Source organism: Pseudomonas sp. PS02290 (assembly GCF_029960075.1).
GTDB lineage: Bacteria > Pseudomonadota > Gammaproteobacteria > Pseudomonadales > Pseudomonadaceae > Aquipseudomonas.
This window is the reverse complement of the sequence record NZ_JASCOY010000074.1, coordinates 1-24,317: the sequence shown is the minus strand read 5'-3', so window position 1 is coordinate 24,317 and position 24,317 is coordinate 1. Positions and strand designations below refer to the sequence as shown.

Sequence of the window (24,317 nt, the reverse complement as noted above, 5' to 3'; positions counted from 1 at the left end):
CTGGCCAACTGCGCGTTCAGGTCCTTGGTGCGGGCCTCAAGCTCGTCGACCAGTTTCTTGCGCGACTCCAGGGTTTCCTGCATGCCCTGAACCTTGGTCTTCCAGTCGTCGTCGATGGTCTTCAGTTGCGCGCTGAGGTCCGCGGCTTTCTGCGTCAGTTGCGGCAAGCGCTCGGCCTGCCCCGGCACGTCCTGCAGGTCAGCAGTGGGAATCCAGACATTGTCGCCGGCGCTGCCGCGCACCTGGCTGTAGTCGCCCTGGGTGTTGATCAGCTCGACCTTCTGACCGGATTTCAGCGTGCCGACGATGCGATAGCCGTCGGTGGGGCCACTGCGCACGTAGGTGCTGAGCGTGTCGCTGACCCAGCGGTCTTTGCTCTGCGTTTCGGCGTGGACCAACGGGCTGGCAACGGCAACGGACAACAGCGAGGTCAGCAGGCCGGCGTTGAGCAAACGGCGTCGAACGCCCGGCACAGGGGTAAAGCGAAAGGGAGAAATTGGCATGGATAATCTTCGACAAATTGAAAAGAAGGCCGGTGGGCGGGCCGCATGCAAGGGAATCACGCCTGGTCGGACAGCGACGAACAACGCGCTGCAACTGCTGGAATAGGCATCTGGCGCGGGCGAAATTCAGCCGGACGTCGAAGGCCGTGGCCCCAGCGTACTGCGCGCGCAGTGGTCAACAGACCATTCAAAAGATGTCAGGTTCAGTGGCGAGGGAAGACATTCGTCCGGGAAAGGTCCCACAACCTTTGTCGGCAGGGCTGAAACGACTGTGGGAGCGAGCCCGCTGGCGAATGCTTCATCAGGCGATCAGGTCGACTGATAGAACGCTATTCGCGAGCACGCCCGCTCCCACAGGTTCACAACAGTGTGGCGGAGGAAATCAACCCTCCTGTTGCAGCTGCTCCACGGTCGGCTTGAGGATCACCACACCCAGCGGTGGCAGATTCAAAGGCAGCGAGAACGCCTGGCCATGGCTCTTGATGTCGTCGGTGCGCACGCCACCGCCGTTGCCGAAGTTGGAACCGGCATAGATCCCCGCGTCGCTGTTGAACAGCTCGGCCCACTTGCCGCTGAACGGCACGCCGACACGATAGCCTTCGCGCGGCACCGGTGTCAGGTTGGCGACCACCAGCAACGGCTCGCCCTCCTTGCTCCAGCGCAGGTAGGCATAGACGCTGTTACCGGCGTCGTCACCGATTACCCACTGGAAACCCTGTGGCTGGCAGTCCTGCTCGTACAACGCCTTTTCCGTCCGGTACAGGCGGTTCAGGTCGCTGACCAGCGAGTGCACGCCCTTGTGCTCGGCGTACTGCAGGAAATGCCAGTCCAGTTCGGTGTCGTGGTTCCACTCGCGCCACTGGGCAAACTCGCAGCCCATGAACAGCAGCTTCTTGCCCGGGTGGGTCCACATGAACGACAGGTACGCGCGCAGGTTGGCGAATTTCTGCCAGCGATCGCCAGGCATCTTGTCGATCAAGGAATGCTTGCCGTGCACAACTTCATCGTGGGAAATCGGCAGCACGAACCGCTCGGACCAGGCATAAACCAGGCCAAAACTCAGCTGAGAGTGGTGATGCTGGCGATGGATCGGGTCCTGCTCGATGTACTTGAGCGTGTCGTGCATCCAGCCCATGTTCCACTTGTACGAGAAACCCAGACCGCCCTGTTGGGTGGGCTGCGAAACGCCTGGCCACGACGTCGATTCCTCGGCAATGACCAGCGCGCCCGGCGCTTCGATCGCAACCACGTCGTTCAAGTGGCGCAGGAAGTCGATGGCTTCCAGGTTTTCGCGGCCGCCATAACGGTTCGGGACCCATTCGCCGGCGTTGCGGGAATAGTCGCGATACAGCATTGACGCCACCGCATCCACGCGCAACGCATCGACGTGGAAGTTCTTCAGCCAATGGATGCCGGAGGCAATCATGAAACCGTGGACTTCAGTGCGCCCCAGGTTGTAGATCAGGGTGTTCCAGTCCTGATGGAAACCTTCATGGGGGTTGGCGTATTCGTACAGTGCAGTCCCGTCGAATTGAGCCAGACCGTGTGCATCGGTCGGAAAGTGCGCCGGCACCCAATCAAGAATTACGCCGATGTCGTTACGGTGGCAGGCATCAACGAAGGCGGCGAAGTCTTCCGGTGTGCCGTAGCGCGCGCTCGGTGCGAACTGCGACAGCACCTGATAACCCCATGAGCCGCCAAACGGGTGTTCCATGATCGGCATCAATTCGATGTGGGTGAAACCCAGGTCCTTGATGTAAGGAATCAGGTTTTCAGCCAGCTCGCGCCAGTCGTACGGGCGATCCGGCTCGTCATCGCCGCCGTGGTGCCACTGCCAAGAACCGGCGTGCAGCTCGTAGATCGACAGCGGCTGATGAATGTCGTGCTTTTCACCCCGGGACTGCATCCAGTCGTGGTCCTGCCACTCGAACGTCAGCGGTGCAGCGACTTTCGACGCGGTTGCCGGCGGCAGCTGGGTGGCCAGGGCCATCGGGTCAGCTTTCAGCGGCAGAACGCCGTGCTGGCCGAGGATTTCGTACTTGTACGCTTCGCCCGGGCCGATGCGCGGGATGAAAATTTCCCACACGCCGGTCGGATGACGCAGGCGCATCGGATGACGACGACCGTCCCAGCTATTGAAGTCGCCGACCACCGAGACACGGCGGGCATTCGGTGCCCATACCGAGAAACGCACGCCGTCGACGCCATCGACATTCTTGACCTGTGCGCCCAGAGCGCTGCTCAAGTCGCGGTGGTTGCCCTCGGCGAAGAGGTACAAGTCCATCTCGCCCAACTGCTCGCCAAAGCTATACGGGTCTTCGGTGATTTGCTCGCCGGTGGCCCACGAGATTTTCAGCAGGTAGGGTTCGCGAACGGCAAAGTGGCCGGCAAAAAAGCCCGGCTTGTCGGTCATGCTCAGCTCGCCGAGGTCCCGTTCGCCGTCGCGCGATAGCACGCGCACGGCCAGGGCATTGGGCAGATAGGCGCGGATCACCTGGCCTTCAGCGCCATCGCTGTGGGGGCCGAGCATCGAGAACGGGTCGCGGTGCTCCGCGCGGATCAGCGCGTCCAGGTCGACGGCGCTGGGCAATATTGCGTGGTTGCCGTTACCGAATTGGTCAGAGGCACTCATTTTCATTCTCCATCAGACAGGTCGAGAAGCCCGCGCAAGCCTTGAAGCGGAACCGACAACCATGTCGGCCGATTCTCGGCCTCGTAGGCCACTTCATAAGCGGCTTTTTCCAGGGTGAACAGCGCCAGCGCGGCCGCTTCACCCTTGGCATCTTTCCAGTCGTGACCCACTTCGACGGTGGCCTTGCGATAGCCGTCGAGGAAGGCCTCGCGCGCCTGCTTCAAATACGTCTCGGCCACTTGCTGGCGGGCGGTTTCAGCCTGCACCGACGTGTCGGCACTTTGCGCGTTGCGCAGGGCCATCGCCGCAGCGTAGTCGAACGAGCGCAGTACGCCGCTGACATCTTTGAACGGGCTGTATTTGGCCCGACGTTCCTGCAGCGGACGCGCGGGCTCGCCTTCGAAGTCGATCAGGTAGGCATCGCCCTTCACCACCAGCATCTGGCCGAGGTGCAGGTCGCCGTGCACGCGCATTCTCAGGCCGCCAACGGACTGCTTGGCCAGGGTCTTCACTTGGGCCAGCAGCGCTTTGCGTTTGCCCAGCAGTTCAGTGATGAGCTGCTGATCCTGGGCCTCGAGGGAGTCGCGGTGCTGTTCAAGCAGCTGCAAGGCGCGCTCGATCTGCGCCGAAACGCTCTTCGCCGAGGCCTCGCTGTCCTTGACGCTGGTGACTTCGGTATTGAAGTCCGGGTTATCCGTTGGCGCGCCGAGGATCACGTGCATCTCGCCCAGACGCTGGCCCAGCAGGCCGGCGAAGTCTTTCAGTTCGATCAGCGCGTTGGCTTGCTGCTCCAGCGCCGACTGACCGTGGGCCATGTGATCACGCACGGCGCGTTCGAGGTTGTTCTGCGTCCATTCCCACGCATCGCCCTGATTGCTCAGGTAACCCTGGGCGATCATCAGCAGGTTTTTCTCGCCCTGCCCGTCGACGCGCACGACTGCGCCCAAAAGCGGCGAGATATGCGGATAGCCGGCTTCGGTGAGGTAGGCGCCCATTTCCAGCTCAGGGTGAGTACCGGCCGCGACACGACGAATCATTTTCAGCACCAGCTTCTTGCCGACCACCACCGAGCTGTTGGACTGTTCGGCCGAGAGGTAACGCACCTCGGCGTCTTCGTTCAGGCCCAGCGGCGCCAGTTGCGACGTGCTCTGGAACTGCAGCTCACCGTCCGGCGTCGCCAGCACGGTGTTGTCCTGCATGCCTTTGATGACGTTGCGAATGAACGGCTCGAGGGTGAATGCATCGGTGATCAAGCCGACCTGACGACCACGACGCACGCGGGACAGGGCCAACTGTTGCGGCAAGGCGCTGCTGATGTCGTCTTCCGGCAACAGGCCGAACGGCAACTGGTAGCGCACCGTTTCGCCGCCGGAGGTGACTTCGATTTCGCTCAGCAACGCCGGCCGCACCGTGGAGCCGAAGCGCACGGCGTAGGCGATGTGGATGCTGTCGATCGCCGTGCCTTTGCCGGCGAACCAGCGGCGTTTCGGCAGATAGACCGAGAGGGACTGCTGCTCCATGGTCTGGCGCAGGGGTTCTTCGAGCAATTCTTCCAGGCGCTGCTTGAGCACTAGGGTCGGGAAGTCCGGCATGCTCTGGGCCGGTTCAACGTGCCAGCTGGGCATTTGATTCTCCGCGGCCAGCAAGAACCAGTAGAAGCCGTACGGCGGCAACGTCAGCAGGTAATTGAGCTGGCCAATAGGTGGAAAGGCGCTGCCACCGAGCATCTCGACCGGAACGGTCCCGGCGTATGGCGCAAGTTCAAGTTCGGCGGCTTGAGAGGCGGCCGAAACGTTGGCGACGCAGAGGATGATTTCGGTCTTGCCGTCCGGCCCGGTGTATTCACGGGTGTAGGCCAGGATGCGGCGATTGCTCGGCGAGAGCATTTTCAGGGTGCCGCGGCCGAAGGCTTTCTGCTGCCGGCGCACGGCGAGCATGCGCCGGGTCCAGTTCAGCAGCGAGTGCGGGTCATGATCCTGCGCTTCGACGTTGACCGACTGATAACCGTACAGCGGGTCCATGATCGGCGGCAGCACCAGGCTCGCCGGGTTGGCGCGGGAAAAGCCGCCGTTACGGTCGATGGACCACTGCATCGGCGTGCGCACACCGTCGCGGTCGCCGAGGTAGATATTGTCGCCCATGCCGATTTCGTCGCCGTAGTACAGGGTCGGCGTGCCGGGCATGGACAGCAGCATGCTGTTGAGCAGTTCAACGCGGCGGCGGTCACGTTCCAACAACGGCGCCAGCCGACGACGAATGCCCAGGTTGATTCGCGCGCGACGGTCCGAGGCGTAGTAATTCCACAGATAATCACGCTCGCGGTCGGTGACCATTTCCAGCGTCAGTTCATCGTGGTTGCGCAGAAAGATCGCCCACTGGCAGTTCTCCGGGATTTCCGGTGTCTGGCGCAGGATGTCGGTGATCGGGAAACGGTCTTCCTGAGCCACCGCCATGTACATGCGCGGCATCAGCGGGAAGTGGAACGCCATGTGGCATTCGTCGCCGTCCTTGCCCTTGCGATCGCCGAAGTACAGCTGGGTGTCTTCCGGCCACTGGTTGGCTTCGGCCAGCAACATGCGGTCGGGGTAGTTGGCGTCGATTTCGGCACGGATCTGCTTGAGGACCTGATGGGTCTCCGGCAGGTTTTCGTTGTTGGTGCCGTCACGCTCGATCAGGTACGGGATCGCGTCCAGACGCAGGCCGTCAATGCCCATGTCCAGCCAGTAGCGCATGACTTCGATCACCGCCTTCATGACCTGCGGGTTGTCGAAGTTGAGGTCCGGCTGGTGGGAATAGAAACGGTGCCAGAAGTACTGCTCGGCCACCGGATCCCAGGTCCAGTTGGACTTCTCGGTGTCGAGAAAGATGATCCGGGTGCCGTCGTATTTCTGCGGGTCATCGGACCAGACGTAGAAATCCCGCGCCTTGGAGCCCTTCTTGGCATGCCGCGCGCGCTGGAACCACGCGTGCTGGTCCGAAGTGTGGTTGATGACCAGTTCGGTGATCACCCGCAGGCCACGGTTGTGCGCCTCGGCGATGAACTTCTTCGCATCGGCCATGGTGCCGTAGTCGCTGTGTACGCCCCGGTACTCGGAGATGTCATAGCCATCGTCGCGGCGTGGCGACGGGTAGAACGGCAGCAGCCAGATGGTGTTGACGCCCAGCTGGGCAATGTAGTCGAGCTTGGCGATCAGGCCGGGGAAGTCACCGATGCCATCGTCATTGGAGTCGAAAAACGACTTCACGTGGACCTGGTAAATCACCGCATCCTTGTACCAGAGCGGGTCTTCGATAAAGGCAGCGTTGCGGGGTTTCTTTGCCATGACCACATCCTTTGAATTATTGGTTTGTGGCTTTGATGCGCCAGATACCGAACGGCTGGTACGAAGGGTCCAGGCGCATGAACTGGTACTTGCCATACCAGGTCCAGGAATGCCCGGTCATCAAGTCTTCGCCCAGGGTGGCGGCATCGTCCGGCAGGCCCATTTCCCACAGCGGCAGCTCGAACGTCGCTTCCTGCACGTTGCGCGGATCGAGGTTCACGGCGACCAGAATGAAATTGCTGCCATCCGCCGTGCGCTTGCCGAAGTACAGGATGTTGTCGTTGTACGCGGCGTAGATCTTCAAGCCCAGGTGCGTCTGCAGCGCCGGGTTCTGGCGACGGATGCGGTTAAGCTGGGCGATCTCGGCAATGATGTTGCCAGGCGCGGTGAAATCGCGTGGACGGATCTCGTACTTCTCCGAGTCCAGGTATTCCTCTTTGCCCGGTACAGGCGCCGATTCACACAGCTCGAAGCCCGAATACATGCCCCACAGACCCGAACCCATGGTCGCCAGCGCCGCACGGATCAGGAAGCCCGGACGACCCGAGTCATGCAGGAACGGCGGGTTGATGTCCGGCGTGTTGACGAAGAAGTTCGGGCGGTAGCACTCGCGCCATGGCGACTCGTTGAGCTGAGTGAAGTACTCGCTCAACTCGGCCTTGGTGTTGCGCCAGGTGAAATAGGTGTAGCTCTGGGAATAACCGACCTTGCCCAGGCGCGCCATCATCGCCGGCTTGGTGAACGCCTCGGCGAGGAACATGACTTCCGGGTGCTTGCTGCGCACGTCGGCAATCATCCACTGCCAGAACGGCAGCGGCTTGGTGTGCGGGTTGTCGACGCGGAAGATCTTCACGCCCTCCTTCACCCAGCCGAGGATCACGTCACGCAGCTCGGTCCACAGGCCCGGAATCGCGTCCGGCGCATAGAAATCGACGTTGACGATGTCCTGGTATTTCTTCGGCGGGTTTTCCGCGTAACGGATGGTGCCGTCCGGACGCCACGAGAACCAGCCCGGGTGTTCCTTGAGCCACAGGTGGTCCTGGGAGCACTGGATGGCGAAATCGAGGGCGATTTCCAGGCCATGCTCGGCTGCCGCGGCGACCAACTCGCGGAAGTCCTCGCGGGTACCCAGTTGCGGGTGGATAGCGTCGTGGCCTCCGTCCTCGCTGCCGATGGCGTACGGGCTGCCCACATCATCGGGCCCTGCGGTGAGGGAGTTGTTCGGGCCTTTGCGGTGAGCGCGACCGATCGGGTGGATCGGCGGGAAGTACAGCACGTCGAAGCCCATGTCGCGGATCATCGGCAGGCGCGAGTGGACGTCCTTGAAGGTGCCGTGACGCTTTTTGTCGTCGGTGATCGAACGTGGAAACAGTTCGTACCAGCTGGCGAACTGGGCCAGCTCACGTTCGACGTCCAGCGGGAATTCCAGGCTGCGGCTGAGGAACGCGTGGTTGTCGGCCTTGGCCATGACGCTAGCGGCGTCACTGCTCAGCAGCAGCGCCACCTTGGCCTCGTTTTCAGTGGCCTCGCCGAAGCGCGTGATCAACGTGTCGAGTTGCCCACGTACTTCCAGCTTGCTGCGCTCGGCGGCGTGCACCAGGTGGAGGCGTCCTTCTTCCAGCTCCAGATCAATGGTCACCCCAGCGGCGTATTTCTTTTCCAGCTCGTAGCGGTAGCTGCCGAACTGATCGATCCAGGCTTCAAGGCGATAGACATAGCGGGTGAAGGTCGGCGGGGTGAATTCGCCGATCCAGCTGTCATTGCCCAGCTCGCGCATGGGCACCGATTGCCATTCTTCGTCGTCGATGGCCCGGTAGACGATACGTACGGCCATCTTGTCGTGGCCGTCCGCGTAGATTTTGCTGGTGACCGTGACCGGCTGACCGACAACGGCCTTGGCCGCCAGCTGACCGTTATCGATCACCGGCTGGGTGTCCTCGATCACGATCCGCGGCAGCTGCAAGGCTTGGGTCAGGGGGATAGGGTGGATAGAGTGGAGAACATCGTTGGCCAAGGAATCCGGGCCGTACGGCTGATCAGCAGTATCATTCATCGAGCATCACTCCTCACGCCCAGGGACGCCCACCGTGGGGCGCCCATTGCTTCAGCGTCTTTGTCCATAACATAAGAGAGAGCCACGGGATCAACGCATCCGGACGTGGCAGCATAGGTTCCGAACGCCAGCCTCGGGCAAAAGTTCAAACAGCTTGCATGACGTTTGATCAAGTCACCCCAGGGATAATGGCAGGCCATGGGCTCCGGCGTAACGGGGTATCCAGGCGGATTGAGTGAATCATTGCCAGGGCGCTGCGGTCGACATGTGTGCGTGCTGACGGGTGTGCTGCAACGTCACCTGACACGCCCTCTCGACGAACCCAAGGAAGCGAAGACCATGAGCATTCCCGTTCCCGCAGAAACGCCCGATCCGAACATCGACGACCCCGAGCTGCCGGTGCCCAAGCCCGAGGAGCCACCTTCCCCGCTGATGCCTCCGGTGATCGAACCGCCGGTGGGTGACCCGCCAAGCGGCGAGCCCCCGGCGATTCTGGATGACACGTTTCCTGAGTAATTCCTTGGCCCAACGCGGTGTTGTGGGACCGGCTTTAGCCGGGAAGCTTCTAGATGGCTAGCCGCAATGTTGAGGGTGCGCCAACTGGCTTCTTCCCGGCTAAAGCCGGTCCCACTATTAATCGAGCGTCACACCCTCAATACCCCGGAATAACCGCCGGACTAAGGCTCCTGTGCATCGCCACCCGTCCTGCGGGCAGGGTCGTGTGCACGTTCTTCCGCCGACTCAACCCGCCTGACGATCATGGGCATCAGGCTAAAGATGCCCAGTGCCAGCACCGTACTCAAGACTGCCGTCATCTCCCTGCCCATCCCGGCCGCGATACCAATGGCCGCGGTCATCCACAAACCGGCCGCCGTGGTCAGGCCTTTCACCTGAGTGGCATTGAGCGCATCACCCTTGAGGATGGTCCCGGCGCCGAGAAAGCCGATCCCCGCCACAATGCCCTGCACCACCCGGCTCAAAGCAGCGTCGTCGGCACCGGCCATGCGCGGCACCAGCACAAACAGCGCGGCCCCCATGCACACCAGCATGTGCGTTCGAACCCCGGCCGCCTTGCCCTTGTGTTCCCGCTCGAAACCCAGAATCCCGCCCAGCAGCGCGGCGATGACCAGGCGTATGGTCACGCGGGTGATCTGCCCGGCATCGGTGATATCAGAGAACTCGGCCTGCAGTGTGTCCACCACTTCTTCCCACCAGGCATTCATCAGCGCATTCCCTTCGGTTAACGTCAGTGCGGTATGGACCGCAGCGCGGGGCGAGAGTGCGGGAGGTGGATACCGAAGAGGTACGCCTGATCCGGTGGTTGTCAGCCGATCTGCATCTGTACTAATCCGCAGACCGAGGGCATATTCCGCTCCTGCAGCCGGGTCCTCCACCCTGCCCCAGTCGCTTGTGTATGGCGGCTGCACCCCAGAAGCCACTCAGCACGAGCCCGCCATGAAGCGCTATGAAAAGTTTGCTGACGACATTGCCGAGCTGATCCGGTCCGGGGTGCTGGCTGCAGGGCAACGGGTGCCTTCAGTGCGCTACGCCAGCCAGACCCACGGCATCAGCCCGTCTACGGTGTTCCAGGCGTACTACTTGCTGGAACGTCGAGGCCTGATCCGGGCACGCCCGCGCTCCGGCTACTTCGTCAACGACAGTGTCCGCCTGCAGGGTCTGGGCGGTGAGGTTTCAGAGCACGATGCGCGCCCGGCGCCACAGGTAAGCGAGTCCACCGAAGTCGACGTCAGCGATCTGGTGTTCTCGGTTCTCGAATCCATCAAGGACCCGAACACCGTACCCTTCGGCTCCGCCTTCCCCAGCGCCGGGCTGTTCCCGTTGCAGCGCCTGGCCCGTTCCCTCGCCAGCGCCACCCGCGACATGGACCCGCGCATGGTGGTCAGCGACCTGTCGCCCGGCAATCCGGCCCTGCGCCGGCAAATCGCGCTGCGGTACATGGTCGCCGGGCAAATGCTGCCCATGGACGAGCTGCTGATCACCAACGGCGCCCTCGAAGCGCTGAATCTGTGCCTGCAAGCGGTGACCGAGCCCGGCGATCTGGTGGCCATCGAGGCGCCGGCGTTCTACGCCTGCCTGCAGGTGCTCGAACGGCTGAAGCTCAAGGCGGTGGAAATTCCGGTGCACCCGCAACAGGGCATTGACCTGGCAGTGCTTGAACAGGCGCTCAAGCGCTACCCGATCAGAGCCTGCTGGAGCATGACCAGTTTTCAGAATCCCACCGGCGCGACGGTGCCTGAAGCGCGCAAACGGGAACTGGTGGAATTGCTGCGCAAGCACGAGGTGCCGCTGATCGAGGATGACGTCTATGCCGAGTTGTATTACGGCCAGCACGCGCCGAAACCGGCGAAGGCATTCGACACTGAAGGGCTGGTGCTGCATTGCGGCTCGTTCGCAAAAAGCCTGGCGCCCGGTTATCGGGTGGGTTGGGTGGCTGCCGGGCGTTACGCGCAGAAGGTCGAGCGGCTGAAAATCATGACCTCGCTGTGCGCCTCGATGCCGGCCCAGGCCGCCATCGCCGATTACCTGCAACATGGCGGTTACGACCGCCACCTGCGCAAGCTGCGCCACAGCCTGGAAGATCAGCAGCGCGCGATGCTCGGCGCCATCGCCCGGTACTTTCCGGCGCAGACCCGCGTCAGCCAGCCCACCGGCGGGTACTTCCTGTGGGTTGAGCTGCCGGAACAAATCGATTCACTGAAAGTGTTCCAGGCCGCCCTCGCCCAGGGCATCAGCATCGCCCCCGGCCCGATGTTCTCGCCAACGCGGCGATTCAAGCCCTTCATCCGCCTGAACTACGGCAGCCCGTGGGGTGAGACGACTGAACGGGCGATGGAGACGCTGGGGAAAATCATTCGCTCGATGATGGGTTAGCCGGCCTTGGATATGGCTGCAGAGCCGTCAGCGCCCGCCGCCCAGATCAATGAACGACCCCGTCGAATACGAGGCCTTGTCGGACAGCAGCCACAGGATCGCTTCCGCCACTTCATCGGCCAGTCCGCCACGGCCCATGGGGATGGTCGGTTCCAGCTTGCTGACGCGATGGGGGTCACCGCTCAGGGCGTGGAAGTCGGTGAAGATGTAACCGGGGCGCACGGCATTGACCCGCACGCCCTCGCCCGCCACTTCCTTGGCGAGCCCGACGGTGAAGGTGTCCAGCGCGCCTTTGGATGCCGCGTAGTCGACGTACTCACCGGGTGATCCGAGCCGTGCGGCGACGGACGACACATTGACGATGCTGCCACCGCGCCCGCCGTGGCGGGGCAACATGCGCAGCAGTGCGTGCTTGCTGCACAGCATCGGCCCGACCACGTTGCTCATCATGATCTTCAGCAGCCGAAACTCGGACATGGTGTCCAGCCGCGACGCCTCGCCCACCGTACCGGCGTTGTTGACCAGCGCGGTGATCCGCCCCATCTCCGAATCGATTCGCGCAAACAGACGAATGATCTCGTCTTCGTTGCTGACATCGGCCTGCACCGCGATGGCATGACCGCCCGTCTCGCGAATCTGCCCGCACAGCCGCTCGGCGGAGGCGTGATCGGACAGATAGTTGATGCACACGCGATAACCCTGCGCTGCTGCCAGAACCGCCGTGGCGGCGCCGATACCCCGGGAGCCGCCGGTGATGAGGAGATTTTTATCCATAAATGTTCCCGTTCGATCAATGCGTGGAGGTGGGGTGGGCATTAACACTCAATCCGTGATTTCGCTGACACGACGCCGCGCGGCTTCGATGTCTGCCATGAACCGCTCGGCCGGCAGCGGATAACCCAGCAGGTAACCCTGCAGCGAGTCGCAACCAAGGCGCGTGAGGAATTTCTGCTGGCTGGCGGTCTCGACACCCTCGGCGACGATGCGCAGGTTCAGCGCCTGGCCCAGCGCAACGATGGCCGAGACAATGGCCGCGTCGTCGCTGTCGTGCTCCAGATCGCGGACGAAACCGCGGTCGATTTTCAATTCGTTGGCCGGCAGGCGTTTGAGGTACATCAGGCTGGAATAGCCGGTGCCGAAGTCGTCGATGGACAGGTCGACGTGCATGTCCGAGAGCTTCTGCAGCACGGTCATGCTCGCATCGGCGTCGCTCATGGCAGTGGTTTCAGTGATTTCCAGGGTCAGGCAGTTGGCCGGCAGACCGTGGGTGGCCAGCGCGTCCGCGACGGTCTCGACCAGCCCGACATGGCTGAACTGCAACGCCGACAGGTTCACCGCAATGCGCCAGTGGGTAAAGCCGCTGTCGTACCAGCGCTTCATCTGCCGGCAGGCCTCGTGCAGCACCCACTCGCCAATGGGGATGATCAGGCCGGTTTTTTCGGCAAGGCCAATGAATTTGTCCGGCATCAGCAACCCGAGCTGCGGGTGATTCCAGCGCACCAGCGCTTCGGCGCCGATGGGCTCCTGGGTGCCGGCGGAGAATTTCGGCTGGTAATGCAGGCAGAACTGCCCTCCACGAAGCGCAAGGCGCAGGTCCTGCAACAGCTGCAGCTGATTGCGCGCGTTGGTGTTCATCGACGCATCGAAAAAGCTGTAGCCGTTCTTGCCGGCATTCTTGGCGTGGTACATGGCGGCGTCGGCGTTCATCAGCAGTTCCTGCTGGGTGCGGCCGTTGCCAGGGTACAGGCTGATGCCGATGCTCACCGTCACCTGCAGGTCATGTTCCTGCACGCTGAACGGCTGGCTCACCAGGGAAACCTGACGCGAGGCCACGCTGACCGCTTCTTCGCCATCGTCGAGCTCGACCAGCAGCACGAACTCGTCGCCGCCAATGCGCGCCAGGGTGTCGTGGCGATGGAAGTTTTCCCGCATGCGCACAGCCACCGCGCGCAACAGTTGATCGCCGACGTGGTGACCGAACGCGTCGTTCACCGGTTTGAAGCCGTCCAGATCCAGAAACATCAGGGCGAACATGCCGCCCTGGGCGTCGACCTTGCGCATGGCCTGATCGATGCGATCCGCCAGCAGGATGCGGTTGGGCAGCCCGGTGAGGTTGTCGTGCAGGGCCAGTTGCGTCAGCTCGCGGTTGGCTTCCTTGAGCGACGCCGACAATTGGGCGGTGCGCGCCGCCATGCGCGCATCAAGCACCGACGTCAGCAAGGTAATGCCCAGCACCGTCAGACTGGTGATCAATACCAGCTTGTCCAGACCGTCGGTGTGCACGCCGGTGGGCAGCGCACCACAGAAACTGCCGACCGGGAAGTTGGCGGCGGTCATTGCGGTGTAGTGCATACCGAGGATGGCAAAACCCATGACCACCGCAGCGCCGCCCCGGGCCAGGCGCACATAGGGGGTTTCCTTGCGCAGCCGCACGGCGATGCTCAGCGCGGCGGCGGATGCAGTGACGGCAATCACCAACGACAGGCCGAACAAGCCGGGGTCGTAGTCGATGCCCGGCTGCATGCGCATCGCCGCCATGCCGGTGTAATGCATGGCGCTGCTGCCCAGGCCCATGACGAAGGCCCCAAGCACGATGTTCGACAGCGGTACGCGGTCGTGACTGACCAGCCACAGCGCGAAACCCGAAGAAAAGATGGTGATCAGCAGCGAGAGGAGTGTCAGCGGGATGTCGTACGCCAGCGGGATCGGCAGCATGAACGCCAGCATGCCGATGAAATGCATGGACCAAACGCCGACACCCATGGACAGCGCGCCGCCGCACACCCACAACATCCTTGCCCGACCGCTGGCCGAAGCAATGCGCCCGGCCAGATCAAGGGTCGTATAAGACGCGAGAATCGCAACCAGAACTGAAATCAGAACCAGCGAATAGGTGTAATGGCCGATCAACATGGGCTGGCTCTTGGCTCAACGGAGTGCGGCCTTTCAGCCCTGATCAATTCGGCGGCGATTGTACCGAAATTCACGTAAAAGTCCCGTCACTCCGTCGCAAAGATGGCACATCGCTATTTAGCTGTAATCAACGATCGGAAACTTCCGCGCCCGGTCTCAATCCGGTCGCGGCGTCCCAGCCGCCACCCAATGCCGCAATCAACTGGGCGCTGGCGACCAACCGGCTTTCCAGCACGTTCAGCACGCTGCGTTCGTTGCTCAGCGCGGTGGTCTGCACGTTGACCACGTCCAGGTAGCCAATCAGCCCGGCCTTGTACTGGTTGTTGGTCAGACGCAGAGAATCACGCGCCGATTGCAGCGCCTCGTCGCGCACCCCGGCTTCCTCCTCATAGACGCGCAGCTGGGCCATGTAGTCCTCGACTTCCTTGAAGCCGTCGAGCACGGTCTGGCGGTACTGGGCGACGGTCTGGTCGTAGACCGCTTCGGTGCGGTCTACTTCGGCAGCGCGCTGACCGCCGTCGAACAGGGTCATCGCCAGTTGCGGGCCCACCGACCAGAAACGATTGGGCAGGGAAATCCAGTTGCTGACGGTGCTGCTGCTGTAACCGCCGCTCATGCTCAGGGTCAGGTCCGGGTAATAGGCGGCCTTGGCCACGCCGATATTGGCGTTGGCGGTCATGACCGAACGCTCGGCGGCGGCAATATCAGGGCGGCGTTCAAGCAACTGTGACGGCAGCTGCGCCGGGATCTGCGGTACCGCCGGAATCGAGGTGGTCGCCGCGAGGCTGAAATCCGCTGGCGCCTGGCCCATCAGCACGGCGATCGCGTTCTCGAACTGGGCACGCTGCCATTGCAGGTCGATCAGGTCGGCCTGGGTGCTCTTGAGCTGCGTCTGTGCCTGGGCGGTGGCGTCGCGGCCGGAAATCCCGGCGCGGTACTGGTTCTGGGTCATGGTCAGCGAGCGCTGATAGGCGTCAACGGTCGCTTCGAGCAAGCGCTTCTGCTCGTCGATCACCCGCAGTTGCATATAGCTCTGCACCAGTTGCGATTGCAGGCTCAGGCGCATCGACGCCAGATCGGCGAGGCTCGCCTGGGCGCTGGCCTTGTCGGCCTCCAGGCCGCGGCGCAGTTTGCCCCACACGTCGGCTTCCCAACTGACGCCCAGCTGCGCGTTGTAGGTGTCACGAATGCCACTGCTGGAACTGCTCAGGCTCGAACTGCTGCTGCCGGTGCCCTGGCTCGAGCGGTTCTTGCTGGTGGTCAGGTCCAGCGTCGGGAAGAACGCGCCCCGCGCACTGCGCACCAGAGCGGCGGCCTGCCGGTATTGGGCCTCGTACTGCGCCACAGTCTGGTTGGACGTGTTGAGTTTCTCCACCAGCGCGTTGAGCTGGGCGTCGCCGTAGATTTCCCACCACGCGCCGCGGGCCATCGCATCGCTCGGGTTGGCCTGGGTCCAGCCTTCGGCCTGCTTGAAGTGCGCTGGCGTCGGCATGTCCGGCGTTTTGTAATCCGGGCCGACGGCACAGGCACTGAGCAGCAGCGCGCACAAGGCGACGCCGAACGTCCTGTGAAACGGCAACGTCCGCTGTGGGCCAGGGGCTTTCATCGAGTCGTTCATAGCGGAGTGTCCAGGGCAGCATCCGTCTGCACACCGCGCCATTGGTTGAAACGATGTCGCAGACGGTCGAGATAAAGGTAAACCACGGGCGTGGTGTACAGCGTGAGGATCTGACTGAGGATCAGGCCGCCGATGATGGTCAGGCCCAGCGGCCGGCGCATTTCCGCGCCTTCGGCACTGCTCAGCAGTAACGGCACGGCGCCGAGAATTGCCGCCAGCGTGGTCATCAGAATCGGCCGCAGACGCTGCAGGCAGGCATTGCGAATCGACTCCACCGGGGTCATGCCGCCTTGGCGTTCGAGCTGCAAGGCGAGGTCGATCATCAGGATCGCGTTCTTCTTCACCACGCCGATCAGCAGGAACAGCCCCAACAACGAGATCAGGCTGAATTGTCCGCCGGTGAGGTAGATGCTCAGCAGCGCGCCGACCCCGGCCGAGGGCAGCGTCGAGAGGATGGTCAGCGGGTGAATGTAGCTTTCGTAGAGAATGCCCAGCACCAGGTACACCGCCACCAGCGCGCCGAGGATCATCCACGGCTGGCTCTTCTGGGTGGCGGCAAAGGCGTCGGAGGTCCCGGCCATCTTGGCGATCACGTCCTCAGGCAGGCCCACCGCGGCGACGGCGCGTTCGATGGCCGCATTCGCCTGGTCGAGGGTGACGCCATCGGCCAGGTCGAATGAGATGTTTTCCGAGGCGAACTGGCCGTCGTGGCTGACCCGGTCGTCTTCCAGGCTGCGCTCGTAACGGGCAATGGTCGACAGCGGCACCCGCGCGCCATCGGCCGTGATCACCTGGACCTGCTCCAGGGTGGTCGGGTCGAGGGCGTATTTCGGGTTGACCTCCATGACCACCTGATACTGGTTCAGCGGGTCATAGATGGTCGACACCTGACGCTGGCTGTAGGCGTTGTTCAGCACCGTGGTGACCATGTTCATGTCGATGCCCAGACGCTTGGCCGCATCGCGGTCGACGATCAATGTCACCTGCTGGGTGCCGCCGCCGTCGTTGGCGTCGATGGCGGTCAGCTCCTTGAGCGACTTAAGGGCGGCGACGATCTTCGGGTACCACAGGCGCAGGGTTTCCAGGTCGCCGCTTTGCAGGATGTACTGGTATTGCGAAGTGGTCTGCTCGCGGCCGCCGCCCAGTTGCAGGTCCTGATCGGGTTGCAGGAACAGGCGCCCGCCCGGCACCAGCGGCATTTCCTTGCGCAGTCGCTCTACCACTTCCATGGCGCCGATGTTGCGCTCCTTGATCGGCTTCAGGCGCACGATGATGAACGCGTTGCCGGTGCCGCCGTTGCCGCCGATGAAGCCCGCGACGCTCTCCACGGCCGGGTCCTTGAGGATCGCCGAGCGGAACGTGTCCATCTTCGGCTGCATCACCGAGAACGACAGGCCGTCGTCGCCGCGCACAAAACCCATCAGCTGACCGGTGTCCTGCTGCGGCAGAAAGGTCTTTGGCACCACGACGTACAAAGCGATGTTGCCGACGATGGTCAACAGCAGCGTCAGCAGGGTCAGGCGCCGATGACGCAGCACCCAGCGCAGGCTGCGGTCGTAGCCGGCGACCATGCGGTCGTTGACCCGCTGGCTCCAGCGCTGCAAGCGATTTTCCGTACCCGGCACGTGGGGCTTGAGCCAGCGGGCGCAGAGCATCGGCGTCAGGGTCAGCGAGACCACCAGCGAGACGACGATGGACACCGACAAGGTGATGGAAAACTCGCGGAACAGGCTCTCCACCAACCCGCCCATAAACAGGATCGAGACAAACACCGCCACCAGCGAGACGTTCATCGACAGCAGGGTGAAGCCCACCTCCTTGGCGCCCAGGTACGCCGCTTCCATGGGCGGCACACCTTCGTCGATGTGCCGGGAGATGTTTTCCAGCACCACGATGGCATCGTCGACCACCAGCCCGGTGGCGAGAATCAGGGCCATCAGCGACAGATTGTTCAGTGAGAAACCGTACAGGTACATGATCGCGAAGGTGCCGACCAGCGACACCGGCACCGCGAGAGTCGGGATCAGCGACGCGCGGAAATTCCCCAGGAACAGGAACACCACCAGAATCACCAGCACCACGGCAATCAGCAGCGTCATTTCCGCTTCGTGCAGCGTGGCCTTGATCACCGGCGAGCGGTCCATGGCCAGGTCGAGCTTGACGCTGGCCGGGAGCACCGCCTGCAACGCCGGCAACTGGGCCTTGATCGCCGCCACGGTTTCGATGATGTTGGCGCCGGCCTGACGGTTGATCACCAACAGCACCGCGGCCTTGTCGTTGAAGAAGCCGCTGTTGTAACGGTCTTCCACCGAATCCTTGACCTTGGCCACGTCCTTGAGACGCAACGCCGCGCCGTTGGCGTAATGGATGATCAGCGATTCGTAATCCTTGGCCTTCTCCAGCTGGTCGTTGGCCTGCACCTGCCAGTTGTGCTCGCTGTTCTCCACCGAGCCTTTTGGCCGGCGCACGTTGGCATTGGAAATGGTCGTGCGCACTTCATCCAGCGACACGCCGTACTGGGACAGCAATTTTGGCTCCAGCTCAACGCGCACGGCAGGCAGCGAACTGCCGCCGATCTGCACCTCGCCGACGCCGTTCACCTGGGACAGGCTCTGGGACAGGATCGTCGACGCCATGTCGTACAGCTCGCCTTTCTCCAGCACGTCGGAGGTCAGCGACAGCACCATGATCGGCGCCTGGGACGGGTTGACCTTCTTGTAGGTCGGCATGCTGCGCATCCCGCTGGGCAGCAGGTTGCGTGCGGCGTTGATGGCCGCTTGCACTTCCCGCGCAGCACCGTTGATGTCGCGGTCCATGTCGAACTGCAGAATGATCCGCGTCGAGCCCTGACTCGAACGGCTGCTCATGGTGTTAACCCCGGCAATCACCCCGAGGGAGCGCTCCAGCGGCGTCGCCACGCTGGACGCCATGATTTCCGGACTGGCGCCGGGCAGCGAGGCGCTGACGACGATGACCGGAAAATCCATGTTCGGCAGCGGCGACACCGGCAGCAGACCGAAGCTCATCCCGCCCAGGAGCATGATCGCCAGGCTCAGGAGCATGGTCGCTACGGGGCGTTTGATGAAGGGCCCGGAGAGGTTCACGGGGGGGAGCTCCAGGCGGCAAGCTTCAAGCGGCAAGTGAACGCACCAGCCCCGGCCTGCGCGGTGCTGCTTCTGGCTTGAGGCTTAAAGCTTGAAGCTTGCAGCTGGCCGGTCATACCGCCACCTCGGTTTTCTCGTTGCGCTGGAACCGGCGCCCCAACCGATCAAAATACAAATAGATGACCGGCGTGGTAAACAGCGTCAGGACCTGGCTGACCAGCAGCCCGCCGACCATCACCAGGCCCAGGGGCTGGCGCAGCTCGGCGCCGGAGCCCGAGGCAAACATCAGCGGGATGGCGCCGAACAGCGCGGCCAGGGTGGTCATGAGAATGGGGCGGAAACGCAGCAGTGCCGCTTCGTAGATGGCGGTCTGCGGGTCGATTCCGCGGTTGCGTTCGGCGTCGAGGGCGAAGTCGATCATCATGATCGCGTTCTTCTTGACGATGCCGATCAGCAGGATGATGCCGATGATGGCGATCATGCCTAAGTCATTGCCGCTGATGAGCAGCGCCAACAGCGCACCGATGGCCGCCGACGGCAGGGTCGACAGAATGGTGATCGGGTGGATGTAGCTCTCATAGAGCACGCCCAGCACGATGTACATGGTGATCACCGCCGCCAGCACCAGCAGCAATGTGCTGGACAGCGACGCCTGAAACGCTTCGGCCGCGCCCTGGAATTCCGTCTGCACGCCGATCGGCATACCGATGTCTTTCTGCACCTGCTCGATGACTTCCACGGCCTTGCCCAGCGCGACACCGGGCGCCAGGTTGAACGACATCATCACCGCCGGAAACTGGCCGATGTGGGCAATTGCCAGCTGCGCCTGACGCTGTTCGACCCGAGCCAGACTGGACAGCTTGACCTGCCCGTCGTCGGTGGTCTTGACGTGAATCCGCTCCAGCGCCTCGGGCCCCAGTTCACTGCGCGAGTCCGCCTGCAGCACCACGCGGTACTGGCTGGCCTGGGTGTAGATGGTGGAAATCTGCCGCTGGCCGAACGCGTCATACAGCGCGTCGGTGATGTTGGCGACGGTCACGCCCAGCCGACTGGCGGCATCGCGATCGATGTTGAGGAAGACCTGCAAACCCTTGTCCTGCAAGTCGCTGGCGACATCGGTCAGTTCCGGGCGCTGCACCAGCGCCTCCACCAGTTTGCCGCTCCACAGATTGAGCAGATCGGCGTCCGGCGAGGACATGCTGAACTGGTACTGGGTGCGACTGACCCGGTCTTCGATGGTCAGGTCCTGCACCGGCTGCATGAACAGGCGAATGTCGGACAGCTGATCGACCTCGGGCTGCAAGCGCTGGATCACCTCGGACGCGGTGACATCCCGCTCGCCGTGGGACTTGAGGTTGATCAGCATGCGGCCGCTGTTGAGGGTCGCGTTGTCGCCGTCGACGCCGATGTAGGACGACAGGCTGGCGACTGCAGGGTCCTTGAGGATGATTTTCGCCAGTGCCTGTTGGCGCTGACTCATGGAAGCGAACGACACCGATTGCGGTGCTTCGGAAATCCCCTGAATGACGCCGGTGTCCTGCACCGGGAAAAAGCCCTTGGGCACGGCCAGATACAGCAACACCGTAATCCCGAGGGTAGCGACGGCAACCAGCAGGGTCAGCGGCTGATGCTTGAGCACCCACTGCAACTTGCGCCCGTAGGCGGCCACCAGCCAGTCGATCCACGCGCCGCTGGCCCGGTAAAAACGGCCCTGCTCTTCTTCACTCGGCTCACGCTTGAGCAAGCGCGCGCACATCATCGGCGTCAGCGTCAGGGACACTACGAGGGAAATCAGGATCGCCACGGCCAGGGTGATGGCGAACTCGCGGAACAGCCGCCCGACCACATCGGCCATAAACAACAGCGGAATGAGCACGGCAATCAGCGAGATGGTCAGCGAGATCAGCGTGAAACCGATCTGCCGCGCGCCCTTGAGCGCGGCCTGCAACGGCGTCTCGCCCTCCTCCAGGTGCCGGGAAATGTTCTCCAGCATGACGATGGCGTCGTCCACCACGAAACCGGTGGCAATGGTCATCGCCATCAACGTGAGGTTGTTGACCGAGAAGCCGGCCAGGTACATCACGCCAAACGTACCGATCAGCGACAGCGGCACGGCCACCGAGGGAATGATCGTCGCGCTGAACCGCCGCAGGAATAGAAAGGTGACCAGCACCACCAGCACGATGGAAATCAGCAACTCGTGCTGCACGTCGCTGACCGAGGCACGGATGGTCTGCGTGCGGTCGGTGAGCACGGTGACTTCCAGTCCGGCGGGCAGGTTCTCGGTGATGCTGGGCAGCAGCGCCTTGATCCGATCGACCACGTCGATGACGTTGGCGCCCGGTTGACGCTGGATGTTCAGCAGCACGGCCTGGTTCTCATTGGCCCAGGCGGCGAGGCGATCGTTTTCAGCGCCGTCGACGATCTCGGCGACGTCCTTGAGCCGTAACGGGCCGCCGTTGTTGTACGCCAGAATCAGGTTGGCGTACTCCTCGGGGGACTTGAGCTGGTCATTGGCGTCGAGCATCGACACCCGCGTCGGGCCGTCGAAGTTACCCTTGGGCGTGTTGACGTTGGAGGCGCTGACCAGCGTGCGCACGTCTGCCAGATTCAGGCCGTTGGCCGCCAGCGCGTCGGCGTTGACCTTGATCCGCACGGCCTGACGCTGACCGCCGGCAATGGTGACCATGCCCACCCCGCTGATCTGCGCAATCTTCTGCGCCATGCGCGTGTCGACCAGATCATTGAGTTTGGGCAGCAGCATGGTTTTCGAGGTGATTGCCAGGGTCAGCACCGGCGTGTCGGCCGGGTTGACCTTGTTGTACGTCGGCGGCGCCGGCAGGTCGTTCGGCAGCAGGTTGGTCGCACCGTTGATCGCCGCCTGAACTTCCTGCTCGGCCACGTCCATGTTGATCTCGAGGCTGAAACGCAGGGTAATGACCGACGCGCCGCCCGAGCTGGTCGAGGCCATTTGCGTCAGGCCCGGCATCTGCCCGAACTGCCGTTCAAGGGGCGCGGTCACGGCACTGGTCATCACTTGCGGACTGGCGCCCGGGTACAGCGTCATCACCCGGATGGTCGGGTAATCCACCTGCGGCAATGCCGATACCGGCAGCAGCGTGTACGCGATCAGACCGGCCAGCACGATGGCCAGCATGCTCAGCGTGGTGGCGACCGGCCGGAGGATGAACAGCCGTGACAGGTTCATACGTCGCCTTTCTTCGCCGGCTCGGCACCCGCAGACTCACCGGGCTCCTTGGATGGCTTGCCCTGCAACTGCTGCCCTGGCGTCGCCGGTACGTCCTTGCTGTCGTTGACCACGTCCACCGCGCTGCCGTCTTTCAGGCGGTCGGTGCCCTCAAGCACCACGCGGTCACCGGCCACCAGACCTTCGGTGATAACTGTGGAGGTCTCGTCGCTGGCCCCGGTTTTAAGCGGGCGGATGCGCACGGTCTTGTCGCCGTCCATCACGTACACGAAGGTGCCGTTAACCCCGAACTGAACCGCCGCCGAAGGCACCAGCACCACGTTTTTCAGCGTGTTGGCCAGCAGGCGCGCGTTGACGAACTGATTGGGAAACAGCGCTTCGTTGTCGTTATCGAAGCGCGCCTTGAATTTCAGCGTGCCGGTGGTGATGTCGATCTGGTTGTCGATGCTGGCGAGCACGCCCGTGGCCTGCAGCTTAAGGTCCCCGCGATCCCACGCTTCCACCGGCAGCTTGCCGCCGCTGCGGTAACGGCTGAGTACTTCGGCGAGGTCTTTTTCCGGCAGCGTGAAGTTGACCGTGATCGGCTTGGTCTGGGTGATCACCACCAACGGGTTGGTGTCATTGGCCGCCACCAGATTGCCGACGTCCAGCTGGCGCAGGCCGATGCGGCCCGAGATCGGCGCACGAATCTGCGAGAACTCCAGGTTGAGTTTGGCGTCGCCCACCGCCGCCTGATTGGTCTTGATCGTGCCCTGATACTGGCCCACCAGGGATTCGGCAGTGTCCAGGGTTTGCTTGGCGATACTGTCTTCTTTGTACAGGCCCCGATAACGCTGCACGTCGAGTTGAGCATTCTTGAGCAGCGCCTGATTCTGCATCAGCGTGCCCTCGGCCTGCTGCAGGGCGATCTGATAGCTGCGCGGGTCGATCACCGCCAGCAGATCACCGGCCTTGACCTGTTGGCCTTCCTGAAAATTGATCTTCATCAATTCGCCCGCCACACGGCTGCGCACGTTGATCGTGTTCAGCGCCGTCACGGTGCCAAGGGCTTTGTAATAGATGGGGAAATCACCGGTGGTCGCTGCTGCCACCCGCACCGGTACCGGAACGGTCGAACCGCCGAACCCGGGCCGCTTGGCCACCGCTTTGCCGCCGCGGCTTGCGCTGCCCTGGGCCTGGTCGCTTTTCTGCGCCGTGGCATTCGGTTGCGACGCGGATCCCGGCCAGAAGCGCCAGCACAGGCCAGCGACGATCAACAGAACCAGCAGGCTAATCAGCCAGCGACGGGAATTACGGGGGGCAGACGATTGCATGAATAAATCAACCAGTGTGCGCGTGAGCGTCTTCGGGAGGCTGAACAATAAGCACAGACAGCGGACAGGCAAAGGGCCTTTACCGGCAATTTACCTGGTGCTTACTTTGGATAAGGTGCTGATGTACCAATAAAAACGGCCTGATGGAGTCAGGCCGCTTGTATGTTGCGGGATGTTACCGCGCCCGCTGATGGCAATAAGCCGCCTGCGAGCTTACTTCAATACCGCCAGTGCTGCGTCGTAGTTCGGCTCCTGACCGATCTCCGGTACCAGCTCGCTGTGCAACACAACGTCGTTTTCGTCCAGCACGACCACGGCACGGGTGGTCAGCCCCACCATCGGCCCGTCGGCGATGGCAACGCCGTAGTCCTGCATGAACTCCGCGCCGCGCATGGTCGACAGGTTCTTCACGTTTTCCAGACCTTCGGCGCCGCAGAAACGTGCCTGGGCGAACGGCAGGTCGGCGGAGATGCACAGCACGACGGCGTTGTTCAGCTCGTTGGCCTGGGCGTTGAATTTGCGGATGGAGGTGGCGCAGGTCGGTGTGTCGACGCTCGGGAAAATGTTCAGCACCTTGCGCTTGCCGGCGAAGGTTTCCAGCGTGGCGTCGGACAGATCGCCCGCTACCAGTTTGAAGGCCGGCGCCTTGCTGCCGACTTTCGGCAGTTCGCCGCTGATCTGTACCGGGGAGCCTCTACGAGTCACTTGTGGCATGAGCTGAGTCCTTGTTTGAGTGGCATGCGAAGGCGGAAGTTAAC

The 24,317-nt window shown here is 62.8% G+C and carries 14 protein-coding genes; 2 read left to right on the top strand and 12 right to left on the bottom strand.

Features of this window, described 5'->3' with window-relative positions; translation table 11 throughout:
- The 4 genes from QMX88_RS22945 to QMX88_RS22930 form a co-directional block, all read right to left on the bottom strand.
- A partial coding sequence (locus QMX88_RS22945; RefSeq protein WP_282372514.1) for a TIGR04211 family SH3 domain-containing protein occupies positions 1–503 on the bottom strand: 503 nt, incomplete at its 3' end.
- A 382-nt stretch (positions 504–885) separates the two neighbouring features.
- Positions 886–3,135 carry a 1,4-alpha-glucan branching protein GlgB gene (glgB, locus tag QMX88_RS22940; protein WP_282372512.1) on the bottom strand — a complete coding sequence of 750 codons (2,250 nt, stop codon included), beginning with the start codon at positions 3,133–3,135 and terminating at the stop codon, positions 886–888.
- A 2-nt stretch (positions 3,136–3,137) separates the two neighbouring features.
- On the bottom strand, positions 3,138–6,458 hold the full coding sequence (gene treS, locus QMX88_RS22935; protein WP_282372511.1) for a maltose alpha-D-glucosyltransferase: 3,321 nt from the start codon (positions 6,456–6,458) through the stop codon (positions 3,138–3,140).
- Between the two features lie 16 nt (positions 6,459–6,474).
- Entirely contained in the window at positions 6,475–8,511 is a 2,037-nt protein-coding gene (locus tag QMX88_RS22930) for an alpha-1,4-glucan--maltose-1-phosphate maltosyltransferase (protein ID WP_282372510.1), read from the bottom strand.
- A 339-nt stretch (positions 8,512–8,850) separates the two neighbouring features.
- On the opposite strand from QMX88_RS22930, the gene QMX88_RS22925 reads away from it, so the two are divergent.
- On the top strand, positions 8,851–9,027 hold the full coding sequence (locus QMX88_RS22925; protein ID WP_163022162.1) for a hypothetical protein: 177 nt from the start codon (positions 8,851–8,853) through the stop codon (positions 9,025–9,027).
- A gap of 161 nt (positions 9,028–9,188) precedes the next feature.
- On the opposite strand, the gene QMX88_RS22920 is transcribed toward QMX88_RS22925, so the two are convergent.
- A complete protein-coding gene (locus tag QMX88_RS22920; RefSeq protein ID WP_192173894.1) occupies positions 9,189–9,734 on the bottom strand; it encodes an MgtC/SapB family protein in 546 nt (181 codons plus the stop codon).
- 232 nt (positions 9,735–9,966) lie between these two features.
- On the opposite strand from QMX88_RS22920, the gene mapR reads away from it, so the two are divergent.
- On the top strand, positions 9,967–11,403 hold the full coding sequence (gene mapR / locus QMX88_RS22915) for a GntR family transcriptional regulator MpaR (protein ID WP_282372509.1): 1,437 nt from the start codon (positions 9,967–9,969) through the stop codon (positions 11,401–11,403).
- Between the two features lie 27 nt (positions 11,404–11,430).
- Here mapR and QMX88_RS22910 read toward each other — a convergent pair whose 3' ends face one another.
- The 7 genes from QMX88_RS22910 to tpx form a co-directional block, all read right to left on the bottom strand.
- On the bottom strand, positions 11,431–12,177 hold the full coding sequence (locus tag QMX88_RS22910; protein ID WP_282372508.1) for an SDR family oxidoreductase: 747 nt from the start codon (positions 12,175–12,177) through the stop codon (positions 11,431–11,433).
- Between the two features lie 48 nt (positions 12,178–12,225).
- Positions 12,226–14,316, bottom strand: a complete 2,091-nt coding sequence (locus QMX88_RS22905) for a putative bifunctional diguanylate cyclase/phosphodiesterase (RefSeq protein WP_282372507.1) — start codon at positions 14,314–14,316, stop codon at positions 12,226–12,228.
- 127 nt (positions 14,317–14,443) lie between these two features.
- Complete coding sequence (locus QMX88_RS22900; RefSeq protein WP_282372515.1) at positions 14,444–15,922, bottom strand: efflux transporter outer membrane subunit; 1,479 nt, start codon at positions 15,920–15,922, stop codon at positions 14,444–14,446.
- Positions 15,923–15,930: 8 nt separating this feature from the next.
- Positions 15,931–19,038 carry an efflux RND transporter permease subunit gene (locus tag QMX88_RS22895; protein ID WP_282372506.1) on the bottom strand — a complete coding sequence of 1,036 codons (3,108 nt, stop codon included), beginning with the start codon at positions 19,036–19,038 and terminating at the stop codon, positions 15,931–15,933.
- Between the two features lie 112 nt (positions 19,039–19,150).
- On the bottom strand, positions 19,151–22,246 hold the full coding sequence (locus QMX88_RS22890; protein ID WP_282372505.1) for an MdtB/MuxB family multidrug efflux RND transporter permease subunit: 3,096 nt from the start codon (positions 22,244–22,246) through the stop codon (positions 19,151–19,153).
- Positions 22,243–23,559, bottom strand: a complete 1,317-nt coding sequence (locus QMX88_RS22885; protein ID WP_282372504.1) for an MdtA/MuxA family multidrug efflux RND transporter periplasmic adaptor subunit — start codon at positions 23,557–23,559, stop codon at positions 22,243–22,245. The genes QMX88_RS22890 and QMX88_RS22885 overlap by 4 nt, the downstream gene beginning before the upstream one ends.
- A 213-nt stretch (positions 23,560–23,772) precedes the next feature.
- A complete protein-coding gene (tpx, locus tag QMX88_RS22880; RefSeq protein ID WP_282372503.1) occupies positions 23,773–24,273 on the bottom strand; it encodes a thiol peroxidase in 501 nt (166 codons plus the stop codon).
- Positions 24,274–24,317 lie beyond the last annotated feature (44 nt).

What these genes read in the sequence shown, in the direction of transcription:
- QMX88_RS22925 (WP_163022162.1), top strand. Translation starts at nt 8,851, where the DNA reads ATGAGCATTCCCGTTCCCGCAGAAACGCCCGATCCGAACATCGACGAC.
- treS (WP_282372511.1), bottom strand. Translation starts at nt 6,458, where the DNA reads ATGGCAAAGAAACCCCGCAACGCTGCCTTTATCGAAGACCCGCTCTGG.
- QMX88_RS22885 (WP_282372504.1), bottom strand. Translation starts at nt 23,559, where the DNA reads ATGCAATCGTCTGCCCCCCGTAATTCCCGTCGCTGGCTGATTAGCCTG.
- QMX88_RS22910 (WP_282372508.1), bottom strand. Translation starts at nt 12,177, where the DNA reads ATGGATAAAAATCTCCTCATCACCGGCGGCTCCCGGGGTATCGGCGCC.
- QMX88_RS22920 (WP_192173894.1), bottom strand. Translation starts at nt 9,734, where the DNA reads ATGAATGCCTGGTGGGAAGAAGTGGTGGACACACTGCAGGCCGAGTTC.
- QMX88_RS22905 (WP_282372507.1), bottom strand. Translation starts at nt 14,316, where the DNA reads ATGTTGATCGGCCATTACACCTATTCGCTGGTTCTGATTTCAGTTCTG.
- QMX88_RS22930 (WP_282372510.1), bottom strand. Translation starts at nt 8,511, where the DNA reads ATGAATGATACTGCTGATCAGCCGTACGGCCCGGATTCCTTGGCCAAC.
- QMX88_RS22900 (WP_282372515.1), bottom strand. Translation starts at nt 15,922, where the DNA reads ATGAAAGCCCCTGGCCCACAGCGGACGTTGCCGTTTCACAGGACGTTC.
- glgB (WP_282372512.1), bottom strand. Translation starts at nt 3,135, where the DNA reads ATGAGTGCCTCTGACCAATTCGGTAACGGCAACCACGCAATATTGCCC.
- mapR (WP_282372509.1), top strand. Translation starts at nt 9,967, where the DNA reads ATGAAGCGCTATGAAAAGTTTGCTGACGACATTGCCGAGCTGATCCGG.
- QMX88_RS22890 (WP_282372505.1), bottom strand. Translation starts at nt 22,246, where the DNA reads ATGAACCTGTCACGGCTGTTCATCCTCCGGCCGGTCGCCACCACGCTG.
- tpx (WP_282372503.1), bottom strand. Translation starts at nt 24,273, where the DNA reads ATGCCACAAGTGACTCGTAGAGGCTCCCCGGTACAGATCAGCGGCGAA.